The organism is Cupriavidus sp. TMH.W2, assembly GCF_050847365.1.
Lineage (GTDB): Bacteria > Pseudomonadota > Gammaproteobacteria > Burkholderiales > Burkholderiaceae > Cupriavidus.
Genome location: NZ_CP193793.1, coordinates 2,356,643 through 2,377,170 on the forward strand (window position 1 = coordinate 2,356,643; position 20,528 = coordinate 2,377,170).

The window sequence follows — 20,528 nt, forward strand, 5'->3', positions numbered from 1 at the left end:
CGGCAGTGGCAGTGGCAGTGGCTGCGCCGCTCAGACCACAGGCAATTCAATGCGGAACATCGCACCCGCCCCAGCCGCACTCCGCACGCAGGCCTTGCCCCCATGCCGCTCGGCCACCGCCCGCACCAGCACCAGCCCGAGCCCGGTGCCTTCGGGCGCGCCCTGCTGCCCCTCATGCAAGCGCACGAACGGTTCGAACAGCCGCGCCTGATCCGCCTCGGCAATCCCCGGTCCATGGTCCTGCACGGCGACGACGAAGCTGTCCGGTTCACGCGTGAGCGAAACCGTCACGGTCTCGCCTTGCGGGCTGAACTTGATCGCATTGCTGACCAGGTTGGCAATGGCGCGCGCCAGCAATGCCGGTTCACCCTGCAGCACCGCCGGCTCGTCCGGCAAATCGATCTGCAGCGTCACGTCGCGCGCCTTGGCCAGCGCCCAGAGCTGGTCGGTGGCATCGAGCACCAGCCCGCCGAGCTCCACCTCCATGAACGCCAGCGACTTCGACTCCGCGCGCGCAACGCTGATGAAATCGTCGGCCAGCGTCATGGTGCGCCGTGCATGGGCGGCGATGCGGTTCAGCACGCCGCTGTCGGTGGCGGCATCGTCGGAGGCCCCGCCGCGCCGCGCGCGGCGCTCGTGCAGTTCGATCAGTGCCAGGATCGACGCCTGCGGCGAGCGCATGTCGTGCGACAGGAAGCGCAGCATCTGCTCGCGCTGGCGCTCGGCAATGCGGATCTCGGTGATGTCGATCACGCTGACAATCAGGCCGGCCACGGCGCCGGCCTCGGCATGCAGGGGCGCGCCGTGCAGCAGGTAGCGGCGCTCGCCGCGCCCGGGCACTTCGATGCCGCCTTCCGGCACCGGCGCCGGGGCGATGCGCGCGCCGGCGTGGCGGTCGTGCAGGGCCTGCCAGTAGGCCAGCGCCGGTGCCGGCGCGGGAAACAGCGCTTCGATCAGGGCGCGGATGCCGGGCCGCGGCGGGCCGGGCTCGCGCAGTGCGCGCGGCGGCTCGCTGTCCAGCACGGCGGGTGCCAGCGCCACGCAGCGCCGGTTGGCCAGCAGCACGCCGCCGTCGAGGCCGCAGATCGCGGTGGCATCGGGCAGGCTCTCGATCCCGTCGGAAAGGAAACGGCGCATGCCGCGCAAGCGGGCGCTCATGGCGTAGACCGCGCGCATGCGGCTGTCGAGCGTGGCGCCGGTATGCCGCGGCGCGGGCATCACGCCGGGCTCGCGCTCCAGCCGCGCCAGCTCGTCGGTCAGGAAGCGCAAGGCCGCTTCCTGGCGCAGCCAGCTCCACAGCGGGTAGAACAGCACGCAGCCGAACACCGCGGCGGCGGGGGCAAACCACAGCCGCGCCAGGGCCAGCAGCGCCAGCGACCCCAGCAGCAGGCCGGCCAGCAGCAGCCCGGTGACCACCAGCGCGCCGCGCGGCGGCAGCCGCAGCGCGGCCAGGGCGGCCAGCAGCACCGCCAGCAGCGTGCCGCCGACCTGCCAGGCGCGCGGCACCGCGACAATGGCGTCGCCGTCCGTCACCGCCTGCACGGTATTGGCGAGGATCTCCACGCCGCTCATGCCGCGGCCATCGCGCGAGACCGGGGTCGGCAGCACGTCGCCCATGCCGGTGGCCAACGCGCCGATCAGCACCGCCTTGCCGGCAAAGATGGCCGGATCGGCGCGGCCTTCCAGCACGTCGCGCACCGACACGCGGGCAAAGGTGCCGGGCGGGCCGGCGTACGGAATGCGCAGGCGGACGCTGCGCTCCCAGCCGTTGGCTTCGGTCACCAGGGCCGGCTCCTGGCGCAAGCTGGCGGGCAAGCCGCCGCCGCGCCCGAAGCCCGCCATCACCGCGGCCAGGTGCGGCACGCCCGTGGCGGCCACCGGATGCGGCCCTTCGCGCAGGTAGACCTGGCGGGCCACGCCATCGGTATCGACCACCATATTGATATGGCCCACCGCCGCGCCCAGCCCGGCCAGCGGGTAGCGCACCAGCATGCCGGCGGGGCCGGACTCGGCCACCACCGGCAGCACCACGTTGCCGGCCAGCGCCATGCTGTGCGCCAGCACGGCATCGTCCTGCGGATAGCGGGTGTCGCGCTCGGACAGGATCACGTCCATGCCGATCACGCGCGGCCGGCCGGCGGCGATGCGCTCGACCAGCTGCGCCAGCACCGCGCGGCGCCACGGCCAGCGGCCGATGGCGCCGATGCTTGCATCGTCGATGCCGACGATGACGATGTCGTCGTGGGCAGGGTGGTGCTGGGCGCTGATGGCGATGTCGTAGGCTGCCAGGTCGGCGCGCTCGGCCCAGCCCTGGCGCGCGGCCAGCATCACCAGGGCCAGCACGGCGGCCGCCAGCAGGCACCATTCGACCAGCGTGCGCCGCCCGAATGCGTGCCCGGGCACGCCCGGGCCAGGTGCGTCAGTGGAGCCGGATGCGGCCACCGCCGTCCGGCCGGTCGCCCGACCCGATTGCACCGCCCTGCGCGTCGCGCAGGAAGGCCATGACTTCAATGCGCTGCGGCGCGGAGAACGCGGCCGGGTCAGGCGTCACGCCCGGCGCCGCACGCGCCACGCGGATGAAATAGACGCCGGGCACGGGGCGCGGCAGGTCGATGGCGTTGGTGGTGGCGTGCTCGTCGGCCAGCAGCGTGGCAAAGCCGGCATCGGCCGACATCTGGACCCGGTAGCCCATGCCGGCGCCGCCGCCCTCGGGCCAGCCGATATGCAGCGCCCCGCCGTCGTCCTGCAGCGTGGGCACGGGCGGCCTGGGCTTTACGCTGAATGGCACCGCATCCGACCACGGGCCCGGCCGGCCCGCCGCATCGGCGCTGCGCACGCGCCACCACCAGCGGCCCGGGGCCAGCGCTTGCGTGGCGGCGGGCCCGGTGGCCGCATGGACGGCGGCCTCGCGCGCAAATGCGGGATCGGCGGCCAGCGCCAGCTCGTAGCCCGCCGCGCCCGGCACGGTGGCCCATTCGAAGGCCACGGCGTCGGCATAGCGCACCGCATCGGCGGCAGGCTGCTGCGTAAATGGCGCCGGCGGGTTCAGCCGCACCGACACCGGCGCCTGGGCGCCGAAACCGGTCAGCTGCTGCTTGTCGATGGCGCTGACGCTCAGGTACAGCGTGCCCTCGGGCAACCCGTCTACGCGTGTGGTCGTGACATTGGCGCCACTGACGGTGCCGGTCCAGGCCAGTTCGCTCAGCGCCGCATCGCGCGCCACCAGCACGCGGTAGCCGGTGGCACCCGGCACCGGCTGCCAGGCGGCCTTGAACGCCGGGCCGAGCACGGTATCGGCCGGGGGCTGCAGGGCTGGCGCCGGCAGCAGCGCCACCGGCGGCGACAGCTTGCCGGCGGACGACACCCCGATGCCATAGCCGGCACCGACCGACGCCGCCGGGCTGGCACGGCCCCCCCGCGCCGCGCTGACGCCGACGCGCCCTTCCAGCACCTCGCTGCGGCTGCCGGCGGTGTCCGCCGAGACCCGGTAGCGGGTGCCGCGCACGCCGGTCACCATCATCGGCGTATGCAGCTCGAACCGGCCGACGCCGCCGCCCTCGGGTGCCACGCGCGTATCGGCGGCACCCTTGTCGATGCGGATCACGGTATCGGTCAGGCCGCTGCGCGCGAAGGTGCGCAGCCGGCTCACCGCCACCGTGGTGGCGGGCGGCAGCGTGACGCGGCTGCGGTCCGGCAGCTCCAGCGTGACCGAGCCGCCCGCCGGGGTTTCGATGCGCGCCGCTTCATCCAGGGTCATGCCGGCCTGCACCGGCCGGCCGTTGGCGCGGACCTCGCCGGCCACATAGACCACGCGGGCAGACGCCGCCTGTTCGGGAATCTGGCTGAGCGGGATGCGCAGGCGCGAGCCGGGCACCAGCCGGTACGGATCGGCCACGCCGTTCAGGCGCTGCAGCGTGCGCCACCCCTGCTCCGACGCCATGTAGCGCGAGGCCAGTCCGATCAGCGTATCGCCCGGCTCCACCACGTAGATAAAATCGGCGCCCTCCGCGCCCGCGGGCCCGGCCTGCGCCGGAACCGCCACGCTGGCCAGCAGGGCCAGCGCGACACATCCAATCCGCTTACGCATCCGCCCCGGCCTCGTCCGCCTGCGCTTCGGCAGCGGAAATCTCTTCAAATCGATAGCCGTGCGAGTACACGGAGGTCAGCCGCACGCCGTTCTCGGGGCGCAGCGCCAGCTTCAGGCGCAGCCGCGAGATATGCGTGTCGAGCGTGCGCGAGCCCGCTCCCATGGCGCGGCCCCAGACGGCCTGCTCCATCACCTCGCGCGCCAGCAGGCGCCCGGTATTGCGGAACAGGAACAGCGCCAGCTCGTATTCGCGCGGCGACAGCAGCGCCGCCTCACCGCCGACGGCGATGGTGCGCGCGTGGGTATCGACGGTGTAGTTGCCGCGCCGGATCAGCTCCACTTCCTGCGCGGCCTCGGGGTAGGCGCGGCGCAGCAGCGAGCGCACGCGGGCGATCAGCTCGCCGGCGCGGATGGGCTTGAGCATGTAGTCGTCGGCGCCCACCGTCAGGCCGTCGACGATGTCGGATTCGGCGGTGCGGCTGGTGACGAACAGAATCGGCGGCATGTTGCCGGACTTCTGCCGCACCCAGCTGACCAGCTCATAGCCGCTGGTGCCGGGCAGCTGCCAGTCGACCAGCAAGAGGTCGTAGGCGCGCTCGCGCAGCGCGCGCAGCAAATCCGCGCCGTTGGCGAAGGACTCGCACTCGAAGCCGGCTTCGCCCAATATCTGCCGGATCAGTTCGGCCTGATCCGGATCATCCTCCACGGAGGCAATTCGCATACCTCTACATCCTTCTGCCAGCTTCCGACTGCAACTGCGGTCACTGCCACGGCATATCGACGGCTCGGCCGGCAAGTCATTCTTCATATTCACCCCCGTGAAGGGGCGCGCGGCCGTCGATCTGATCCGGCGGGCCAGGCCGAAGCCCGCCGGCTGGCGCAATGTTACCCAATCGCAGCCCCTTCCGTCGAGTTGCCCGACGAGGGGTAGCGGCCGCAACTGCGCCGATCCTTGCGCGATCAGCTTCCGATCTGCGCCGTCCTTGCGGCAATTGCGCCGCCCGGGAGGCCGGGGGCGAACTATTGCAGCATGTAGGTCTCGTACTCCAGCCGGTCCAGCTTGCGGTCCAGCAGGTACAGTGCCAGCGCCACCACCACCAGCAGCGACACCGCAAAGCCGTAGCCGTACCAGGCCGGCCCCAGGTGCAGCGTCAGCAGCGTCAGCGCAAAGTTCAGCACCACGAAGGCGGCGGTCAGCAGCAGCACCTCGCGGCGCCGGTCCAGGTAGAAGTAGATATTGAGCACCCCCAGCAGCACCACCTGCAGGCTGGCGCCGATCACGTCCACGTACAGCAGCGGCAAGTACAGCTCGGAAATGCCCAGCAGCCGCAGCACCCACACGCCCACGGCGAACAGCAGCAGCGCGGCGATGGCCTGCACCTTGACGATCTCGTACAAACCCAGCCGGATGGTCTGGACCATGGTGTTGCGCATGTCCTCGATATGCTCGAGCGAGCTGCCGCCGCGCACCGCGTTGTAGAACGCGTCGTAGTACTCGACGAAATCGGTCTCGATGCGCACCAGGAACACCGCCATGCCGGGGATGATCGCCAGGTAGGCCAGGAACACCGGGATGTCGTAGATGATCGAAGCATGCAGCGGCCCGATCACCTGCTGCCCGGTGGAGGGCGCGTACCAGAACATGAACTTGTCGATCCAGATGCCCAGGTTGTAGAGCAGGCCGATCGCCACCAGGCTGGGGTAGGCGTAGCGGCGCTCGAACACCTCGAACGACATGAACTGGCGGCTGGTGTAGTTGCGGTAGATCAGCGTCACCATGCCGGTCAGCAGGCACAGCTGGCCAGCGGTGAAGCCGCCCAGCAGCCCTTCCAGCCCGTGGCGGCGCAGCGCCAGCGCGGCCCCGACCGAGATCGCGTAGCCCAGCAGGAAGGTCCACACAATGGCCTTGTACTGCTTCATGCCCGACAGGAAGATCGCGGCGATCCAGATATTGCTCAGCACCACGAAGCCCGCCACCATCAGCAGCCGGTACAACACCGACTGCTCGCCGAAGCTGCACACCGCGCACGCCACGCCGATGCCGCCCGACAGCACCGTCGCCAACAGCGCCACCGCGTGGTAGTTGCTCAGGATCAGGTAGTCGCGCTTCTCGAACAGCCGGTCGGAGGTGAAGCGTGTGAACGCCAGCTGCATCGGCCCGGTCAGGATCAGGCTGCCCGCGATCAGGTAGGTCACCGATACCTGGAACTGCGTGATCAGCGACCCCGGCACCACGAAGGGCAGGCTCAGCATGCCGATCAGCAGGATGCCGACAATCGACAAGATCCACGGCCCGGAACTGATGATGCCGGCATACGCATAGGCGCTCAGCATGCCGGACAGGTTGTCCCGCCGCAGCATCCTGCGCAGCTCGAATCCAATGCCAGCCATGCTCAGGCTCCTCCGTGGACCGGGCAGCGCGCGGGATTGCCGCCCTGCCGTTCCTGTCCGGCATGCCCGGCGCCGTCAGGTTGCGCCATCAGCCGTTCATACAGTTCGCGGTAGCTGCCCACCATGCGGTCCTGGGTGTAGTAGCGCTCCACGCGCGCCACGCCGGCAGCCTGCGCCGCCTGCCAGCGCGCCGGGTCCTGCAGCAGCCCGAGCGCCGCCGCGGCCAGCGCCGCGGGGTCGGCAATGCGCACCACCGCGCCGGCCGGGCCCAGCGCGGCGTCCTCGCCGGGCAGGCCGAACAGCAGCTCGCGGCACGAGCCCACGTCGGTGGTCACGCACGGCACGCCGGCGGCAAAGCCTTCCAGCACCACCAGCGGCAGCGCCTCGCTGATCGAGCTCAGCACCAGCACGCCCACCTGCGGCAGCAGCGCATCGATGCGCTGGAAGCCCAGGAACTTCACTTTCCGGCCCAGGCCCAGGCTTTCGGCCAGGCTGCGGCATTCGCGCGCGTAGTCGGGATCCTCGTCCTCGGGGCCGGCGATCCAGCCTTCGGCGTCGGGATATTCACGCACCACCGTCAGCATGGCGCGGATAAAGGTCTTGACGTCCTTGATCGGCACCACCCGGCCGATCAGGCACAGCACCGGCGGCACGCCCGGCTTGCGTTGGGCGCGCAGCGGCGCCAGGCGCGGCAGGTCGATGCCGTTGGGGATGCTGCGCGTGCGGGCCTCGGGGGCGCCGTCCTGCACCTGGCGGCGGCGGTTGCCTTCGTACAACGCCACGATGTCGTCGCCGGCGTCATAGCAGACCCGGCCCATGGTTTCAAAGAAGCGCACCCACAGTTCGCGGAAATAGCTGATCTGGGAGATGTCGCGCTCGAACACATTGCGGTTGTCGCGGATCCACTGGCTCTGGAACAGGTCGATCTTGCGTTCCTTGGTGTAGATGCCGTGTTCCGACACCAGCAGCGGGCGCTGGTTGCGGTGGCGCAGCAGCGCACCGAGAAAGCCCGCATAGCCGGTCGAGACCGTGTGGTAGAGGCGCGCCGGAATCAGGCTGTCGGCAATCCGCACCAACTGCCACAGCGGCTTGTGCATGATGCGCACGGTCCAGAAATAGTCCGTGAACGACGGGTCCGTGCAGAAGCGCCGGTATTGCTCGGTGATGGTCCGCCAGGCGCGGCGGCTGTACAGGAAGGCGTCTTCGCCCAGTGCCCCGCCCTCGCGCAGCGCCGGCATCAGTTCGCGGATCATGGCGCCGGCCTCGGCCTCGCGGCCCGGGTCGCGCAGCAGCTCGTGCAGGCGGTCCGAGGCGTCGAACGCCCTGGCATCGCCGGCCCGGCCCTGGACCAGCGGCGGCGGCGGGAAGTCATAGAGGTAGTGCGTTTCCAGGTGCGCCACGTTGGGCGGCAACTGGTAGGCCATGTCGCCATAGTCCTCGCGCCGGCTGCCGATGAAGACAATGCCGAAGCGCAGGTCCGGGAACGCGCGGATCATCTGGTTGACCCAGCTCGACACGCCGCCGCTCACATACGGGAAGGTGCCTTCTAGCAGCAGCATGACGTCGGCCGACGTCCCTTTTACCAAGATATCACTCATGATTGCCAGTACCGCAGCAGGGGCCGCACCAGCGGGAGCGGCGAGGGGCTGTCAAACGATGCCATCAGCTGGCGCACCGCGGCGTAGTCGCGTTCCAGGTAGGCGGCTTCGGCCAGGTGCGGCAGCACGCGCTCGCGCGCGAAGCCGAGGGATTCGGCGCGCTGCAGCCATGCGCGCGCCTCGCGCGGGGCGTTGCGCGCCAGCGCCAGGCGCCCGCGCATGTACCACAGCGAGGCATTGCTGTCGTCGTGCCCCAGCGCCGCGCTGGCGTAGCGCTCGACCTGGCTGGCGGTGTAGCGGTAAACGTCGCCCTGCACCAGGTTCTGGTAGATCAGTTCCCAGTACAGGTCGGCCAGGCGCTTGCTGATCTCGGCGCGCTCGCTGGCGCTGTAGGCGCTCTCCAGCCTTGGCAGCTCGGCCAGGATCTGCTGGGTCAGCTGCTTCTCGGCGCCGTCCAGCATGCCGTAGGCCAGCAGCCGGATATCTTCGGCGCTGTCGGCCAGCAGTTCGCGCAGCACCGGGCTGGCGGTGCGCGCCGGCATCGTCTGCATCGCCACCAGTGCGGTCATGCGCTCCGGCAAGGGCGCGCGCGCATTGCCCAGCTGCGCGCGCAACCGCGCGCCGCCGCCGTGCGTGACGCGCGACATCAGGTGCGTGACGAACTCGGGCAGGCCCACGGTGCCGATCCCGCTGGTATCCGCGCGGCGCGGGAACAGTTTCGAAAACAGGTAGCTGCCCAGGCACATCAGCGCGCCGCCCAGCGGCACGAAGAAGCAGAACAGCGCGAGGAAGCCATAGCTCCACGCGAACGGCACGCGAAAGCGCCGCGGCAGCAGCCGCCACAGCAGCAGCGCGGTCAGCGCGGCGGCCACTGCCTGCATGCCGAAGAACGCCAGCAGCAGCGCGGTGCTGCTGCCGGCGCGCGCCAGCAGCGCCAGCGCGGCGATCTGGGCAGCCAGCCCGCCCGCGCCGAGCTTAAACATGGGGCGCTTCCCCGGCCGGCAGCGTGGCCGGCGCAATCGCGCCATCCACCTGGGCCCGCCGCAGCAGCTTGACCAGCGCGTCTTCCGAGCCGGCGCCCGGCACCGCCAGCGTGTAGACGCCGATGCCCGCACTGGTGAAGTCGGTGCCGAACTGCGCGCGCAGCATGTCTTCGATGCGCACCAGGTAGGCCGCGACCGCCTGCGCATCGGACAGCGGCATCAGCGTCAGCATGGCGCGGTGATGGGCGTTGACCACCGGCCACGCGACGTCCAGCGCGCGCCGGCTGCGCACCACCTGGTCGAACAGCGCATCGCGCTCCGGATCCGTGTCGAACACCAGCGCCACCACCGAGCTTTCAATGCCGGTCTCGCGCCGCAGCCGCGACAGCCGTGCATAGTCCAGCGCAAACGGATACGGGCAGGCCGGCAGCGCCGCCTGGATGGTGCGGGTGGCGCCGGCATGCTCAACGCCGTCGGCGTAGTAGCCCAGCAACACCATCAGCATCTGCAGGTTTTCGTAGGTCAGCGACAGGAACGGCATGCGCTCGACCACCAGCAGGCCGATCAGGTGATCGGAGCCGGCCAGCACCGGGGCGACCGCCACGTAGCGCGTCTGCGCGCCGTGCTGCAGGCCGTCGGAGCGCAGGTGCGCGAGCTGGCGCGTGTCCAGGCAGTGGCGCACCAGCGGGTCGGCGGCGTCGAGCGTGAAGGACGGGCCGATGCTGGCGGCCGGGGCGCCATCCACGCACTCGCCATCGCAGGCGTAGAGCGCGGCCGCTTCCAGTTGGCAGGCCTGTGCCACCACCTGCAGCATCGGCGGCGCGCCGGCCAGCACATGGCCGGTGCGCGCGGCCTCGTCCAGGGCCACGCTGCGCAGCTGCGACAGCGTGTCGCGCAGCGTGGTGGGCCGGGCCAGCAGGTCGTTCTCCAGCCGCGCGTGCGAGATGCGCAGCAGGTAGTGGTTCTTGGTCAGGGCCGCCAGGCGCTCGTCCAGGTAGCGGTTCACGGCGCGGGCCCGGGCCAGGCGCGTGCCCCAGATATCGCCGAACTGCCCGGCCACCAGCACCAGCAGCAGCCCGCCCAGGAAAAACAGGCGGGGAAAGGCGCCGGTCACCACCCCGGTCTGCTGGTAGAAGTGCCAGCCGCCCAGCAGCATCAGCACGCTGCCCACGCCGATCAGCGTGCCATAGCGCAGCGCCAGGATCAGCGGCAGCAGCCAGGCCCACGGAAAGCCCATGCCCAGCAGCAGCGGATTCTGCGGCAGCACCAGCCACGCCAGCCCCATCGCGGCCAGCATGGCCGCCACCAGTTCCACCACGGCCGCGCGCCCGGTGACCGCGGGCGCCAGCAGGCGGGCATAGCGCCCGCCCAGGCCGATGCCCTGCCCTTGCCGCGCGCGATATGTCTTGTCAGCCGTCTTGGCCACGCTCATCCCCTTGCTTCAACCATGTCATCGCCGCCTGTGCGCGGGCGCCGTCCCGATGGCTGCCAGCCACCTCAGCCTTGCATCAGCGGCGCCAGCAGGCGGCGCAGCAGCTTCTGCGCGGTGCCCGACAGCGAGGCGCGGCTCCAGCCACTGTCGCTGCCGGTGGCCGACCAGACCACCTCACCGCTGTTCACGTCCAGCAACTGCAGCGAGATGCCGACCGCGGGCTCGCCGTCCACGCCCACCTTGTAGCGCCATTCCTGCACCGCGCCGGTCAGCGCATAGCGGGCCTTCTCGGCGCGCGCCCATTCCAGCGCGCGGCCCACGGCCTCGCGCTCGGCGGGCTCGAACAGCGTTTCCGGGTTCAGGCTGGCCGGATAGCGCTTGAGGCTGGCCACGCCGCCAGTCTTCAGCAGGCTCTCGGCAATGGCCTCGGCGCGCAGGCCGGCCTGCGGCGTCTCGGTGTAGTTCACGATCGGCAGCACCGCGATGGTCTCGCCGCGTGCCAGCGCCGGCGCGCGGCCGACATCCGTCACCGCGCAGCCCGCCAGCCACAGCGCCGCGCCCAGCGCGCCGCACCATGCCGCCAGCCGCCTGGCCACTGTCTTGCCCGTCATGCCCGTGCTTTGCTTATGCATCTTCATCCCCTTTTGCGGTGTTTCCATATCCTGTTGCGCCCCGATCCCTGTCATTCGCCGCCGCCCGCTCAGTACAGCCAGCGGTAGCGTAATCCCAGTTCCGTCATCGGCCGCCCGCCATTGCGCGCCGCAGTCTCGTGCGAGACATACAGCGCCAGGTGGTCGTTGCCGAATACCGACCCGGCCACGCCGCCCTGCACGCGGAAGTTCTGCCGCGCGCGCGTGTCGTGCATCAGCCCCACTTCACCGAACGGCCGCCACTTGCGCGTGTATTCGTCCAGCAGTTCGGTGCCGAAGCCGAACAGCACGCCAGCCTGCGTGAAGCCCTGCGGCATGTAGAACGCCGGCGTGGCTTCGTCGCCGGCCGGCACCAGCGACGCCAGGCGCGGCGTCAGGCTGCCGCCGTTGGCGCTGTAGCTGGCATGCGTGGCAACCACGCGGACGGTGTAGTCCGGATACGCGGTGCGGATCTTGTATCCGGCCTCGACGTCGTAGACCATGCCATGCCCCAGCGCACTGCGGTCCTGCCCGCGGAAGCTGCTGTACTCGATGCGGGCGCCGACGAACTCGCGCAGGCTGAGGCGCCAGGTCGCCCCCAGCCCCAGCACGTCCTTGGCCCCGCCCACGCGCAGCGGCGCCGATTCGTCCGCGGGCTGATTCAGCCCGGCCAGCGTGCTGAACTGCAGCCGGCCCTGCTGGTTCCACTCGCCGAAGAAGCGCGCCGTCGCCATCGTGTCGAGCCCCTCGCGGTAGCCTGCGGTGGCGCGCCAGCGCCTGCTGCTGTCGCGGTAGCCCAGCGACAGGTCGGCGCGGCGGTCGGACGACGGCACGTTCGCCAGTTGCTGCGGGTCCGTGCTGCGCTGGTCGCGCCAGGTGCCGCGCAGGTTCAGGTCATAGCCGTTCCACAGCCGCGCGCCGCCGGCCAGGCTGCTTTCGGTGTACTCCAGCGGCGCCTGGTGCATGAAGCTCACGCGCGGCTCGATCGCCTGGGCGTTGAAAAGCAGCGTTTCCTGCAGGGTTTCCTGCAGCGTGTCGTCGGTGCGGGCCCGTTCCTGGGTCTCGAAGGCCAGCGTCTGCGCGGCGCTGATGCGGTCCAGGCGCTGGTTGGCCTCGATCTGGTTGGCCACCGGCACGTGGCCGGCCCGGCGCTCCAGAATGCGGTCCAGGCTGTTCATGTCTTGCTGGTCCAGCGCGATCGCCACCTCGGCATACGCCGGGCGCTGCAGCCGGTTGACGTACTGGCGGGCCAGCCAGCCGCGCGCCAGTTCATTGGATTCCGCCGACAGCGCCCACGCCAGCGCGGCATCGCGCCCGGCCGCCGACAACGCCGCCTCGCGCCGGGCCGCGTTGCGTGCGACCTGCGCGGGCACGGGCTCGCGCAGCGGCGGCAGCCCGTCCACGTCGCCCAGCTGCGACGCCGCGCCCGCCGCCGGCGGCGCCAGTTCGCGCGCCGCCGTGACAGCACGGTCCGCGCGCAGCATCTGGATCACCAGTCCGCGCGAGACATCGCCCGAGGCAAAGATCTGCCCCAGCGCCACGGTCTGGCGGCGCAAGTCAACGCGCGACGGCGCGCCGGAGTCGTTCTCGTACTCCTCGTCGCCGTCGGTGTTGTCGGCCCGCAGCCTTGCATAACGTTCACCGCCCTCGGCCCAGCCGCGGTGCAGGTCGATCCAGGCCTGGCGGCGCGTGCGCCAGGCCATTCCGGTCTGGCCGATGGCTTCATAGGCGTCGGCCATCAGGCTGAGCCAGAGCGGATCGGCGCTCTTGCCGCCGTTGAGCTTGCGCAGGTAGTGCATGGCCGCGCGCCCGTCCTGGAAACGCATATGGCCGGCGGCAAAGGCGCCCCACAGGTCGGGGTTGTCTTCCGCGTCGTCCTGCACGCGGCGCATCACCGCGCGCACTTCGGCATCGCTGCCCTGGTCGACCAGCGTCCACAACAGCGCCGCCAGGGTTTCGCTGTCGGCGTCGCGCAGGCCCGCGGCGCGGCGCAGGTCGGCCAGGGCCTGGTCGCGCTGGCCCGACACGCGGTAATACTCGGCGCGCCGCATCAGGAAGCGGCTTGACTGCGTGGCCGCGTGGCGCTGCCCGGGCGTCATGTCCTGCAGCAGTCCTTCGATGCGCCGGTAGGCATGCGCACGCGTGTAGTAGTACAGCGCCAGCTCCAGCGAACGGGGACTGGCGCTGCGGCGCCAGTCGGCCTCGGCAATGCGGCCGGCATCGATCGGGGTCTTGTCGTAGTAGGCGATCAGGTTGGAGAAATCCGCCTCCTGCGTGTCACGGACTTCGTCCACGCAGTCGTTGCGCGCCGGCCCCGCCGGCAGTTGCAGGCAGTGTTCGTCCTGCGTCTGCGCCGCCGCCAGCATCAGTTGCCGATAGCCGTCCTTGAGCAGGTCATCGCGCTGGTTCAGCCGGGCCAGTTCGGTAAAGGTGCGCCAGTAGAGGATGTCGCCCTTGCCCGCCGTGGCGCGCGCCGGCAGCATGGCATCCAGTGCCTGGGTCAGCTTGCCGCGCACATAGAGCAGGTTGGCCAGCTTGAGCGCATAGGCCGGGCGCGGGCCGAAGCGCTGCTGCAGCTGCGCATAGAGCTGGAACGCGCGCTCGTCCTTGCCGGCGCGCTCGGCCAGCGCGGCGTGGCGCTCCATGATCTCGCGCGCCCTGGGGCCGTGGCTCAGGCCTTCGAGAAAGCGCATGGCCTCTTCCGGCTCGCCCAGGCGTTCGTAGGCGGCCACCACCTCGTCCACCGTCTTCAGGTCCGAGCCGCCCGCGCGGTGGCGCAGCGCGGCCAGGTAGGCACGATCGTCGGACAGGCCCGGGGCGAGCCGCATCACCGCTTCCCACGCCCGCTCGTCGTTGGTGGCGCGGGCATAGTCGAGCCAGCTCTTCAGCGCTATGGCGGGCTGGCGGTTCCATTCCGCCACCTGCGCCAGCCGTTCGCGCCAGATCGCCTCGCCCGGCAGCCGGCGCACCGCGATCTCGGCCACGCGCTGCGCCTGGTCGAGCTTGCCGGCCGACAGAAAGACGCGATAGGCCAGGTCGTAGTCGTCGGCGTTGAACGGCTTGTCGGCCGGCTCCGCCGGTGCAGGCGCGGGCGCAGCGCCTGGCGCCGCAACCTTGCGTGTACCGAGCTGGCCGCAAGCGGCCAGCGCTTCGCGCAAGGCCAGGCCGCGCGGCCCGTCGAGGAAGACAAAGCCGCGGCCGGCCGACGGCTGGCTTGCGGCAATGCGCCGCACCTCGGCCTGGCGTGCGGCGAGCGCCGCATCCCTGGCGTCGCCGGCGTCGCGCAGGCGTGCCGAAAACTTCAGCAACCGTTCGACATAGCGGCTGGCCTGCTCCGGCCGGTTGGCCGCCAGCGCCAGTTTCGTCAGGTAGCGCAGCACTTCCGGATCGTCCAGCAGCTTGCCGCCGTGGCGCTCGGCCTGCGCCAGCGCCTCGTCCAGCAGGTTGCCCGACTGCAGCGTCTGCACCGCCTTCAGGAACAGCGCGCGCTGTTCGGCCAGCGTGGTGGCGGCCGCCTGCTGCGCAAACAAGGCGTTGGCGGCGTCGCGGTAGTCGCCGCCCGCGATCGCCATCTCGGCCAACTGGCGGTTCCAGAAGGCCGCATTGCTGCGGTCCTGGCTGGCCAGCGCCGTATAGAACTTGCGCATGGCTTCCTGGGCGCCGGCCTGGCGTGCCTGCGTGGCCAGCGACTGCAGGTCGGCCAGCCCCCAGTGGCGCGCGGCGGCCTGGTCCAGCAGGCTGCGCAGCTGCACCAGGTTTTGCTCGCGCTCAGGCGTATCCGGCAGCGCGGCCCAGGCGCGCTGCTGCGCGATCTCGATGCGCGTGCGCAAGATCTGCCCCGACAAGTCGGTGCCCTGCACCGCCTGCATGCGCGCCAGCATGGCCTGCGCCTCTTCCAGCCGGCCGGTGCGCGCGTATTGTTCGGCCAGCACGCCCATGAAGGCGGGATCGTCGGGCGTAACCTTCCACCACGCTTCCAGATAGGCCATGGTCAGCCCGTCGATGGTGCGGCCCTGGCCAAGCAGGCGTTCACGCAGGGTTTCGCGCGGGAACATCAGCGCCAGGCCGATCCCCACCATCGCGGTGAAGGTCAGCACCAGCGTCGGCGGCAGCAGCCGCTCGCGCTCAACCGGCGCAGCGGACTTCGACTTGTTGCCTGACATGATTCGGGTCGGTGACGGGTGCGGCATCCACGCGCAGCGTATTGCGCTCGCGCACGGCCGGTACGGGCTTGCCATCGACGCTGACGCGGCAGTTGCCGGCATTGGCAAGGCGGAAGAATGGCTTGTAGTAGCCGCCGAAGGCAAAACGGGTGACGCCATCGCGCTGCGACCAGTCGCGCACGATGCCGCTGGCTTCGGCCAGCTGCGGCGCGGCCGGGGCGGTGACTGCGTCGCGCACGGCGAAGCGCGCGTCGCCGCCGTCCAGGTGCAGGTAGACGCCGCCGCCCGGCGCCGGGGAGGTGCCGGTCACGCCGTGCGCGGCGGCAACGTCGGGCACGCCCGCGCCGCTCCAGCGCAGATTGCGCAGGTTGCCGTCGCCGCGCACGACCCATTCGGCTCCGGCGCTGCCCTGGCGGCCGTCGCCCACCTCGCGCGCCACCGCCATGTCCTGCCAGTCGAGCACCTTGCGCACGTAGTCGGTCGAATGCAGCGGCAGCAGCGGCTGCGTCAGCACGTAGTCATAGACCTTGCGCAGCGCCTTCAGCGACGCGGCCTTGGTGCCCGAATAGCTATGGTAGTAGATGTTGACCGGCTTGAAGCGATAGGGCTTGTCGGTCAGCTCGTAGGTCTCGATCACGCGCTCGAAGCCATAGAACGGGCCGTGCCAGAGATTGGTGTAGACGTTCTCGTTCTGGTTGGGCGCAAACACCTGGAAGGTGCCGCCGGGCTTGTTGATGCCCAGCGGCGCTATCGCGGTCCAGCTCGGGTTGCTGCGCGTGATCAGCGTATCGCCGCCGTTCATGTTGAGCACGCGCGCCTTGTCGGTCAGCCGCAGCGCTTCGGCCGGCGGCTGGCAGTCGCCCGACCACAGCAGCAGGCTGACCGGCTTGGCGGGCGGCGCGAGCGTGCGGTTGATGTAGTCGATGGAGCCGCCGATCTCGCGGTTCAGGTCCATGCTGTAGCCGGGAATGCTCAGGTGGAAGGTCTCGTCGCCCTCGATCACGGCCGTGCCGCCCGATTGCGCCGATTGCGCCGGCTGGCCCGGCACCGTGCGCGCCCATTCGAACGGGTGCGAGAACGTATGGCTGGCCACCTCGACATAGGGCTGCGCGAAGATTTTGCGCGCGATCGGCTCCAGTTCGGGACTGAGCTTCGGGTACATGCCGTCCTGGCTGACTTCGCCCTGGATCACCGACATGGTCATCGGCAGCCGGTAGCGGTCGAAGATCTCGCGGAACAGCACCTCGCCGGAAAAGCCGCCGCCCGGAATCTCGGCGCGCGAGGCAAAGCCGTCGCCGTCGATATGGATGGTCAGCAGGCGCCGGCCGTTCTCGGTGGTGACATCGGGCACCGGCATGGCGGGCAGGCGCAGCGCCTCGCGCAGGAAGTCTAGCGGCTGCACCACCCAGCGGCTCTGGCTGTTGCCGGTGCCGCTCTGGCGCACCGCGTAGGGCCCCAGCACATAGCCGCCCCAAGGCGTGATCGCCGCGGCATCATAGGTCAGCGTGCCCGAGCGCAGGCGCAGCAGCGAGCGGTAGCCATCGCTGTCGGGCACCTGGATCGCCTCGGCCTGGGTGCGGTCGGGCGCCACCGGCATCTCGAAGCCCATCATCCGGTCCCTGGCCAGCACCTCTACCGGGCCCGACACGCGGCCCTTGACGGCCTTCAGGCCGAAGCTGCGCGCCACCGCGCCGCTCACATTGGCGCCGAAGTCGTTCAGGAACACCACCGGCATGCCCTGCGCCATGCGCGCCTGCACCCAGGCATGGAAGCGTCCCGGCTGCGCCGTGACATTGCCCGACAGGTACACCACCACGCCGGCGTAGCGGTCCGGCCCGATCTCGGGCAGGTCGTCGCTGGTCTCGGCGAAATCCACGCGATAGCCAAGGTAATTGAGGGGCATCGAGACAAAGCGCACGCCCTCGGAATCGTCGATCGACACCCCGGGACGGCGCTCCTGCACCACCAGCACGCGCCGGGGCAGCACCTCCACCTTGCCGATGCCGACCGTCTGCAGGCCGGGGTCGGCCACGTAGGGCGTGATGCCCAGCGCGCGGATGCGCTGGGCGGTCTCGCGCGCGCAGCGGCGGTCCGCCGGCGGGCAGTAGTCGATGGAGAGCACCGGCAGCCGGTACTGCTCGCCGATGGTGCGCGCCTGCGCCAGCAGCCAGTCGCGGTCGGCCTGCGGCACGTCGACATAGCGGCCCTGGGCCTGGTTCCAGCCGTGGAACAGCGACTCGAAGGCCACGGCATATGCCAGGCCGTGCGCCTGCGGCAGGATCTCGAAGCCGCGGTTGAAGATCAGGCGGGCGTCAGGGTAGCGCGCCTTGATGGCGCGGATCACGCGCACCAGGCCGGCTTCCTGCCGCGCGCGTTCGGCGTCGGTCCTGGCGGCGAGCTGGTAGGAATCCAGGGTATCGAGGAAAAACCCGCGGAAGCCCCGCTCCCACAGCGGCGCGATCACCTTGTCGACATAGAAGGCGGGCCAGCCGTCGGCGGCCTGGTCGATGACCGGGGCGTTCCAGGCGTCATTGCGCCCGGCGAACCAGGCCTTGGGGATGTCCTTGAAGTAGGGGCGGCTCTCCAGCACCTCGCCCACGCTGACATAGGCAAACCACGCGGTGGCCGGCGTCGCGGCCCGGCGCGGGTCGAAGCCGCTGTCGGGCTCGACCACGGCGATGTCGAAGGCCTGCAGCGCGTCGACGGGCGGCGTTGCGCCATAATGCAAGGCGATCGACGGCATGACTGGCGCTTGCGGCGCCACGGCCGGCACCGGCTGCGCCACGGCGGCCCCCGCCGCCGCCAGGGCCAGCGCAACGCGCTGCGCCTGCCGCCGCAACCATGCCACTACCCGCCCCGACCGGAACGGCATGGGGCCGCCCCGGCTCCCTCGTGTTTCGCCCAGCTGATTCACAGGCTTGGTTCCTCTTTATCTGCACATGCGGGATAGTGCCTCACACGCGACATTTGCTGAGGCGGTCGTTGCCGCCTTGTGTCCGCATCTGGACGTCAAAAATCGGAAAAGTCCGATGGTATCCGGCAAACGCATGCTAGAGCAGACGCCTGGATCACATTGTCAACAATTGTTCCCAAAACCAGACATTAAGCCGGCCCGCGCGTTGAAGCCGGTCAGCCGCCCTGCCCGCCCTCCCGCGTCGATAGCGCGGGCGCAGGCAAACGCCAACCCGCGGCCTGTGACAGGCTGCGGTGGGACAGCAGACAGCTTGGGAACAGATCCAGATACCCGTGCGCGACGGGTCGTGATGCGGTCCGCAACCAGCCAGACAGCTAAGTTTGAAACACCATGAAGTTTCCCCGTTCCAATCTCTTATGTATGGCCTCGCATACAGTTGGCTGGCTCATGCATGCCCGTGCCTCTGGAGCGCGCCGCCACTGGCTTGGCCTTTATTCGCATAATGATATATCCGGGCGACGCTCGCTTCCCCCGAACGCGGTACGTCCTGGGTGCCGTAAGAATTTGTAAAAAAGGTGGCACGGCCATGCACCGGACGGCAGTCATTATGCACGAGAGTGTGGCGCTGCCCCCGGCCGTGGTGCACGCACAGGCAAGTCCGCCAATAAAAAATCAGGGAATTCACTGAACTGACATCGATGTAGAAAACGCTAATATCTCCTGTCGGAACCTCTCATCATGATTAGGCAGTTAGCCTGATTGACACACCGGGAAAATTCGGCAGAATGATTCCCACTTGTGCAGCGCCCATTCGGTGTGTCATTTGGTGTTGTCGTTCCGTGACGTTTTCGGTTGTCACGACAGCGACATATCGAAGTCATATGGAATGCGCTGGCGGGGAACATAAGAAAAGGGATCCGCTGGGTGCATTGCACACGGTGTATAACGAGCGTTTTCGCTCATTTTGAAATTCAAGGTTGAGATAGATATGGAAACCGGTACCGTTAAGTGGTTCAACGACGCCAAGGGCTTCGGCTTCATCACGCCGGACGAAGGCGGCAATGACCTGTTCGCTCACTTCTCCGCGATCGAAGGCAATGGCTTCAAGTCGCTGAAGGAAGGCCAGAAGGTCCGCTACGTCAAGGCCATGGGCCAGAAGGGCGAGCAAGCCACCAAGATTCAGGCCCTCTGATACCGGTGAGGCCGGGCTGGTCCAACGGATCAGCCGGCAGGGAAAGCCCCGCAGCGTCGTTGCGGGGCTTTTTCATTGGGGCTCCGGTGCCGGGGCCGCGTGCGCCGCGGTCTCGTTGCTGGTGAAATTGCTATAATCCGCCGACCCACAACCACCCTCCCGTCAGGGCGCGCGCAGATGCGGCGCGGTCAGCGCGGGATGGCCAGCAGCGTGTCGAGGAGTTACGTGGCCGGTACTCAGATCGCAACGCCAGAATCCCCCACTGCCGTGGCCGGCAGCCAGGCGGGCCCCGCGGCTTCGGCCGGGAGTTCCTTCCATGCCGCGCTGCGCATCCTGCCCGCGGCACAGCGCCAGGCCATGTTCGAGATCTATGCGTTCTGCCGCGCCGTCGACGACATCGCCGACGGCAACGCCCCGCATGCCGAACGCCTGGACGCGCTTGACGCCTGGCGCCGCGATATCGGCGCCTGCTACGCCGGCAACCCGCCGGCGGCGTTGCGGCCGCTGAGCGCGCAGATCCGGGCCTTCAACCTGCAGCAGCCGGACTTCCTTGCCGTGATCGACGGCATGACCATGGACGTGGTGCAGGACATCCGCGCCCCCGACGCCGCCACCCTCGACCTGTATTGCGATCGCGTCGCCAGCGCGGTGGGCCGGCTGGCGGTGCGCGTGTTCGGGCTGGAGGAGTCGTGCGGGATTGCGCTCGCGCACCACCTGGGCCGCGCGCTGCAGCTGACCAATATCCTGCGCGATGTCGATGAAGACGCGGCCATCGGCCGGCTCTACCTGCCGGCCGAGGCGCTGGCCGCGGCCGGCATCGGCCCGGGCACGCCCCAGGCCGTGACCGCCCACCCGGCGCTCGGGCAGGCGTGCGCGGCCGTGGCGCAGGAAGCCCAGGCCCACTATGACCAGGCCAACGCCATCATGGCGCGCTGCCCGACGCGCCAGGTGCGCTCGCCGCGCATCATGGCGGAGGTCTACCACCGCATCCTGGCGCGCCTGCGCGCACAGGGCTGGCGCGCACCGCGCCAGCGCGTGCGCCTGCCGCGCGCGCAATTGCTCTGGATCGTGCTGCGCCACGCCATCGGCTGAGCGCGGCAACCCGATGCATGCCGGGCATGGCCACGCCATGCGCCGGC

12 protein-coding genes are annotated in these 20,528 nt (G+C 70.0%); 2 read left to right on the top strand and 10 right to left on the bottom strand.

Annotation, left to right across the window (positions count from 1 at the left end; all coding sequences use genetic code 11):
• Nucleotides 1-30: 30 nt before the first annotated feature.
• The 10 genes from ACREYQ_RS28080 to ACREYQ_RS28125 all read right to left on the bottom strand — a co-directional run bounded on the left by ACREYQ_RS28080 (nt 31) and on the right by ACREYQ_RS28125 (nt 18,155).
• Entirely contained in the window at nt 31-2,442 is a 2,412-nt protein-coding gene (locus ACREYQ_RS28080) for a CHASE2 domain-containing protein (protein WP_432261233.1), read from the bottom strand.
• Nucleotides 2,420-4,087: a FecR domain-containing protein gene (locus ACREYQ_RS28085; RefSeq protein ID WP_432261234.1), complete on the bottom strand. Its 1,668-nt coding sequence runs from the start codon at nt 4,085-4,087 to the stop codon at nt 2,420-2,422. The genes ACREYQ_RS28080 and ACREYQ_RS28085 overlap by 23 nt, the downstream gene beginning before the upstream one ends.
• Nucleotides 4,080-4,808: a response regulator transcription factor gene (locus tag ACREYQ_RS28090; RefSeq protein WP_432261235.1), complete on the bottom strand. Its 729-nt coding sequence runs from the start codon at nt 4,806-4,808 to the stop codon at nt 4,080-4,082. The genes ACREYQ_RS28085 and ACREYQ_RS28090 overlap by 8 nt, the downstream gene beginning before the upstream one ends.
• Before the next feature lie 299 nt (nt 4,809-5,107).
• Nucleotides 5,108-6,478 (bottom strand): exopolysaccharide Pel transporter PelG, encoded by a 1,371-nt coding sequence (gene pelG / locus ACREYQ_RS28095; protein ID WP_432261236.1) that lies wholly within the window; start codon nt 6,476-6,478, stop codon nt 5,108-5,110.
• A 2-nt stretch (nt 6,479-6,480) separates the two neighbouring features.
• Entirely contained in the window at nt 6,481-8,076 is a 1,596-nt protein-coding gene (pelF, locus tag ACREYQ_RS28100; protein ID WP_432261237.1) for a GT4 family glycosyltransferase PelF, read from the bottom strand.
• On the bottom strand, nt 8,073-9,059 hold the full coding sequence (locus ACREYQ_RS28105; protein ID WP_432261238.1) for a tetratricopeptide repeat protein: 987 nt from the start codon (nt 9,057-9,059) through the stop codon (nt 8,073-8,075). The genes pelF and ACREYQ_RS28105 overlap by 4 nt, the downstream gene beginning before the upstream one ends.
• On the bottom strand, nt 9,052-10,491 hold the full coding sequence (locus tag ACREYQ_RS28110) for a PelD GGDEF domain-containing protein (protein ID WP_432261239.1): 1,440 nt from the start codon (nt 10,489-10,491) through the stop codon (nt 9,052-9,054). The genes ACREYQ_RS28105 and ACREYQ_RS28110 overlap by 8 nt, the downstream gene beginning before the upstream one ends.
• Before the next feature lie 65 nt (nt 10,492-10,556).
• A complete protein-coding gene (locus ACREYQ_RS28115; RefSeq protein WP_432261240.1) occupies nt 10,557-11,123 on the bottom strand; it encodes a penicillin-binding protein activator LpoB in 567 nt (188 codons plus the stop codon).
• Nucleotides 11,124-11,191: 68 nt separating this feature from the next.
• Nucleotides 11,192-15,283: a tetratricopeptide repeat protein gene (locus ACREYQ_RS28120; RefSeq protein ID WP_432261241.1), complete on the bottom strand. Its 4,092-nt coding sequence runs from the start codon at nt 15,281-15,283 to the stop codon at nt 11,192-11,194.
• Nucleotides 15,246-18,155 carry a bifunctional glycoside hydrolase 114/ polysaccharide deacetylase family protein gene (locus ACREYQ_RS28125; RefSeq protein ID WP_432261242.1) on the bottom strand — a complete coding sequence of 970 codons (2,910 nt, stop codon included), beginning with the start codon at nt 18,153-18,155 and terminating at the stop codon, nt 15,246-15,248. Before ACREYQ_RS28125 ends, ACREYQ_RS28120 begins: the two co-directional genes overlap by 38 nt.
• A 1,030-nt stretch (nt 18,156-19,185) precedes the next feature.
• Between ACREYQ_RS28125 and ACREYQ_RS28130 the strand changes: the two genes are divergently transcribed.
• Nucleotides 19,186-19,389: a cold-shock protein gene (locus tag ACREYQ_RS28130; RefSeq protein WP_010810931.1), complete on the top strand. Its 204-nt coding sequence runs from the start codon at nt 19,186-19,188 to the stop codon at nt 19,387-19,389.
• Nucleotides 19,390-19,614: 225 nt separating this feature from the next.
• Nucleotides 19,615-20,481 (top strand): presqualene diphosphate synthase HpnD, encoded by an 867-nt coding sequence (gene hpnD, locus ACREYQ_RS28135; protein ID WP_432261243.1) that lies wholly within the window; start codon nt 19,615-19,617, stop codon nt 20,479-20,481.
• Nucleotides 20,482-20,528 lie beyond the last annotated feature (47 nt).

Coding starts and splice junctions, on each gene's coding strand:
- ACREYQ_RS28120 (WP_432261241.1), bottom strand. CDS start 15,283: ATGTCAGGCAACAAGTCGAAGTCCGCTGCGCCGGTTGAGCGCGAGCGG.
- ACREYQ_RS28125 (WP_432261242.1), bottom strand. CDS start 18,155: ATGCCGTTCCGGTCGGGGCGGGTAGTGGCATGGTTGCGGCGGCAGGCG.
- pelG (WP_432261236.1), bottom strand. CDS start 6,478: ATGGCTGGCATTGGATTCGAGCTGCGCAGGATGCTGCGGCGGGACAAC.
- ACREYQ_RS28115 (WP_432261240.1), bottom strand. CDS start 11,123: ATGCATAAGCAAAGCACGGGCATGACGGGCAAGACAGTGGCCAGGCGG.
- ACREYQ_RS28085 (WP_432261234.1), bottom strand. CDS start 4,087: ATGCGTAAGCGGATTGGATGTGTCGCGCTGGCCCTGCTGGCCAGCGTG.
- ACREYQ_RS28105 (WP_432261238.1), bottom strand. CDS start 9,059: ATGTTTAAGCTCGGCGCGGGCGGGCTGGCTGCCCAGATCGCCGCGCTG.
- ACREYQ_RS28090 (WP_432261235.1), bottom strand. CDS start 4,808: ATGCGAATTGCCTCCGTGGAGGATGATCCGGATCAGGCCGAACTGATC.
- ACREYQ_RS28110 (WP_432261239.1), bottom strand. CDS start 10,491: ATGAGCGTGGCCAAGACGGCTGACAAGACATATCGCGCGCGGCAAGGG.
- pelF (WP_432261237.1), bottom strand. CDS start 8,076: ATGAGTGATATCTTGGTAAAAGGGACGTCGGCCGACGTCATGCTGCTG.
- ACREYQ_RS28130 (WP_010810931.1), top strand. CDS start 19,186: ATGGAAACCGGTACCGTTAAGTGGTTCAACGACGCCAAGGGCTTCGGC.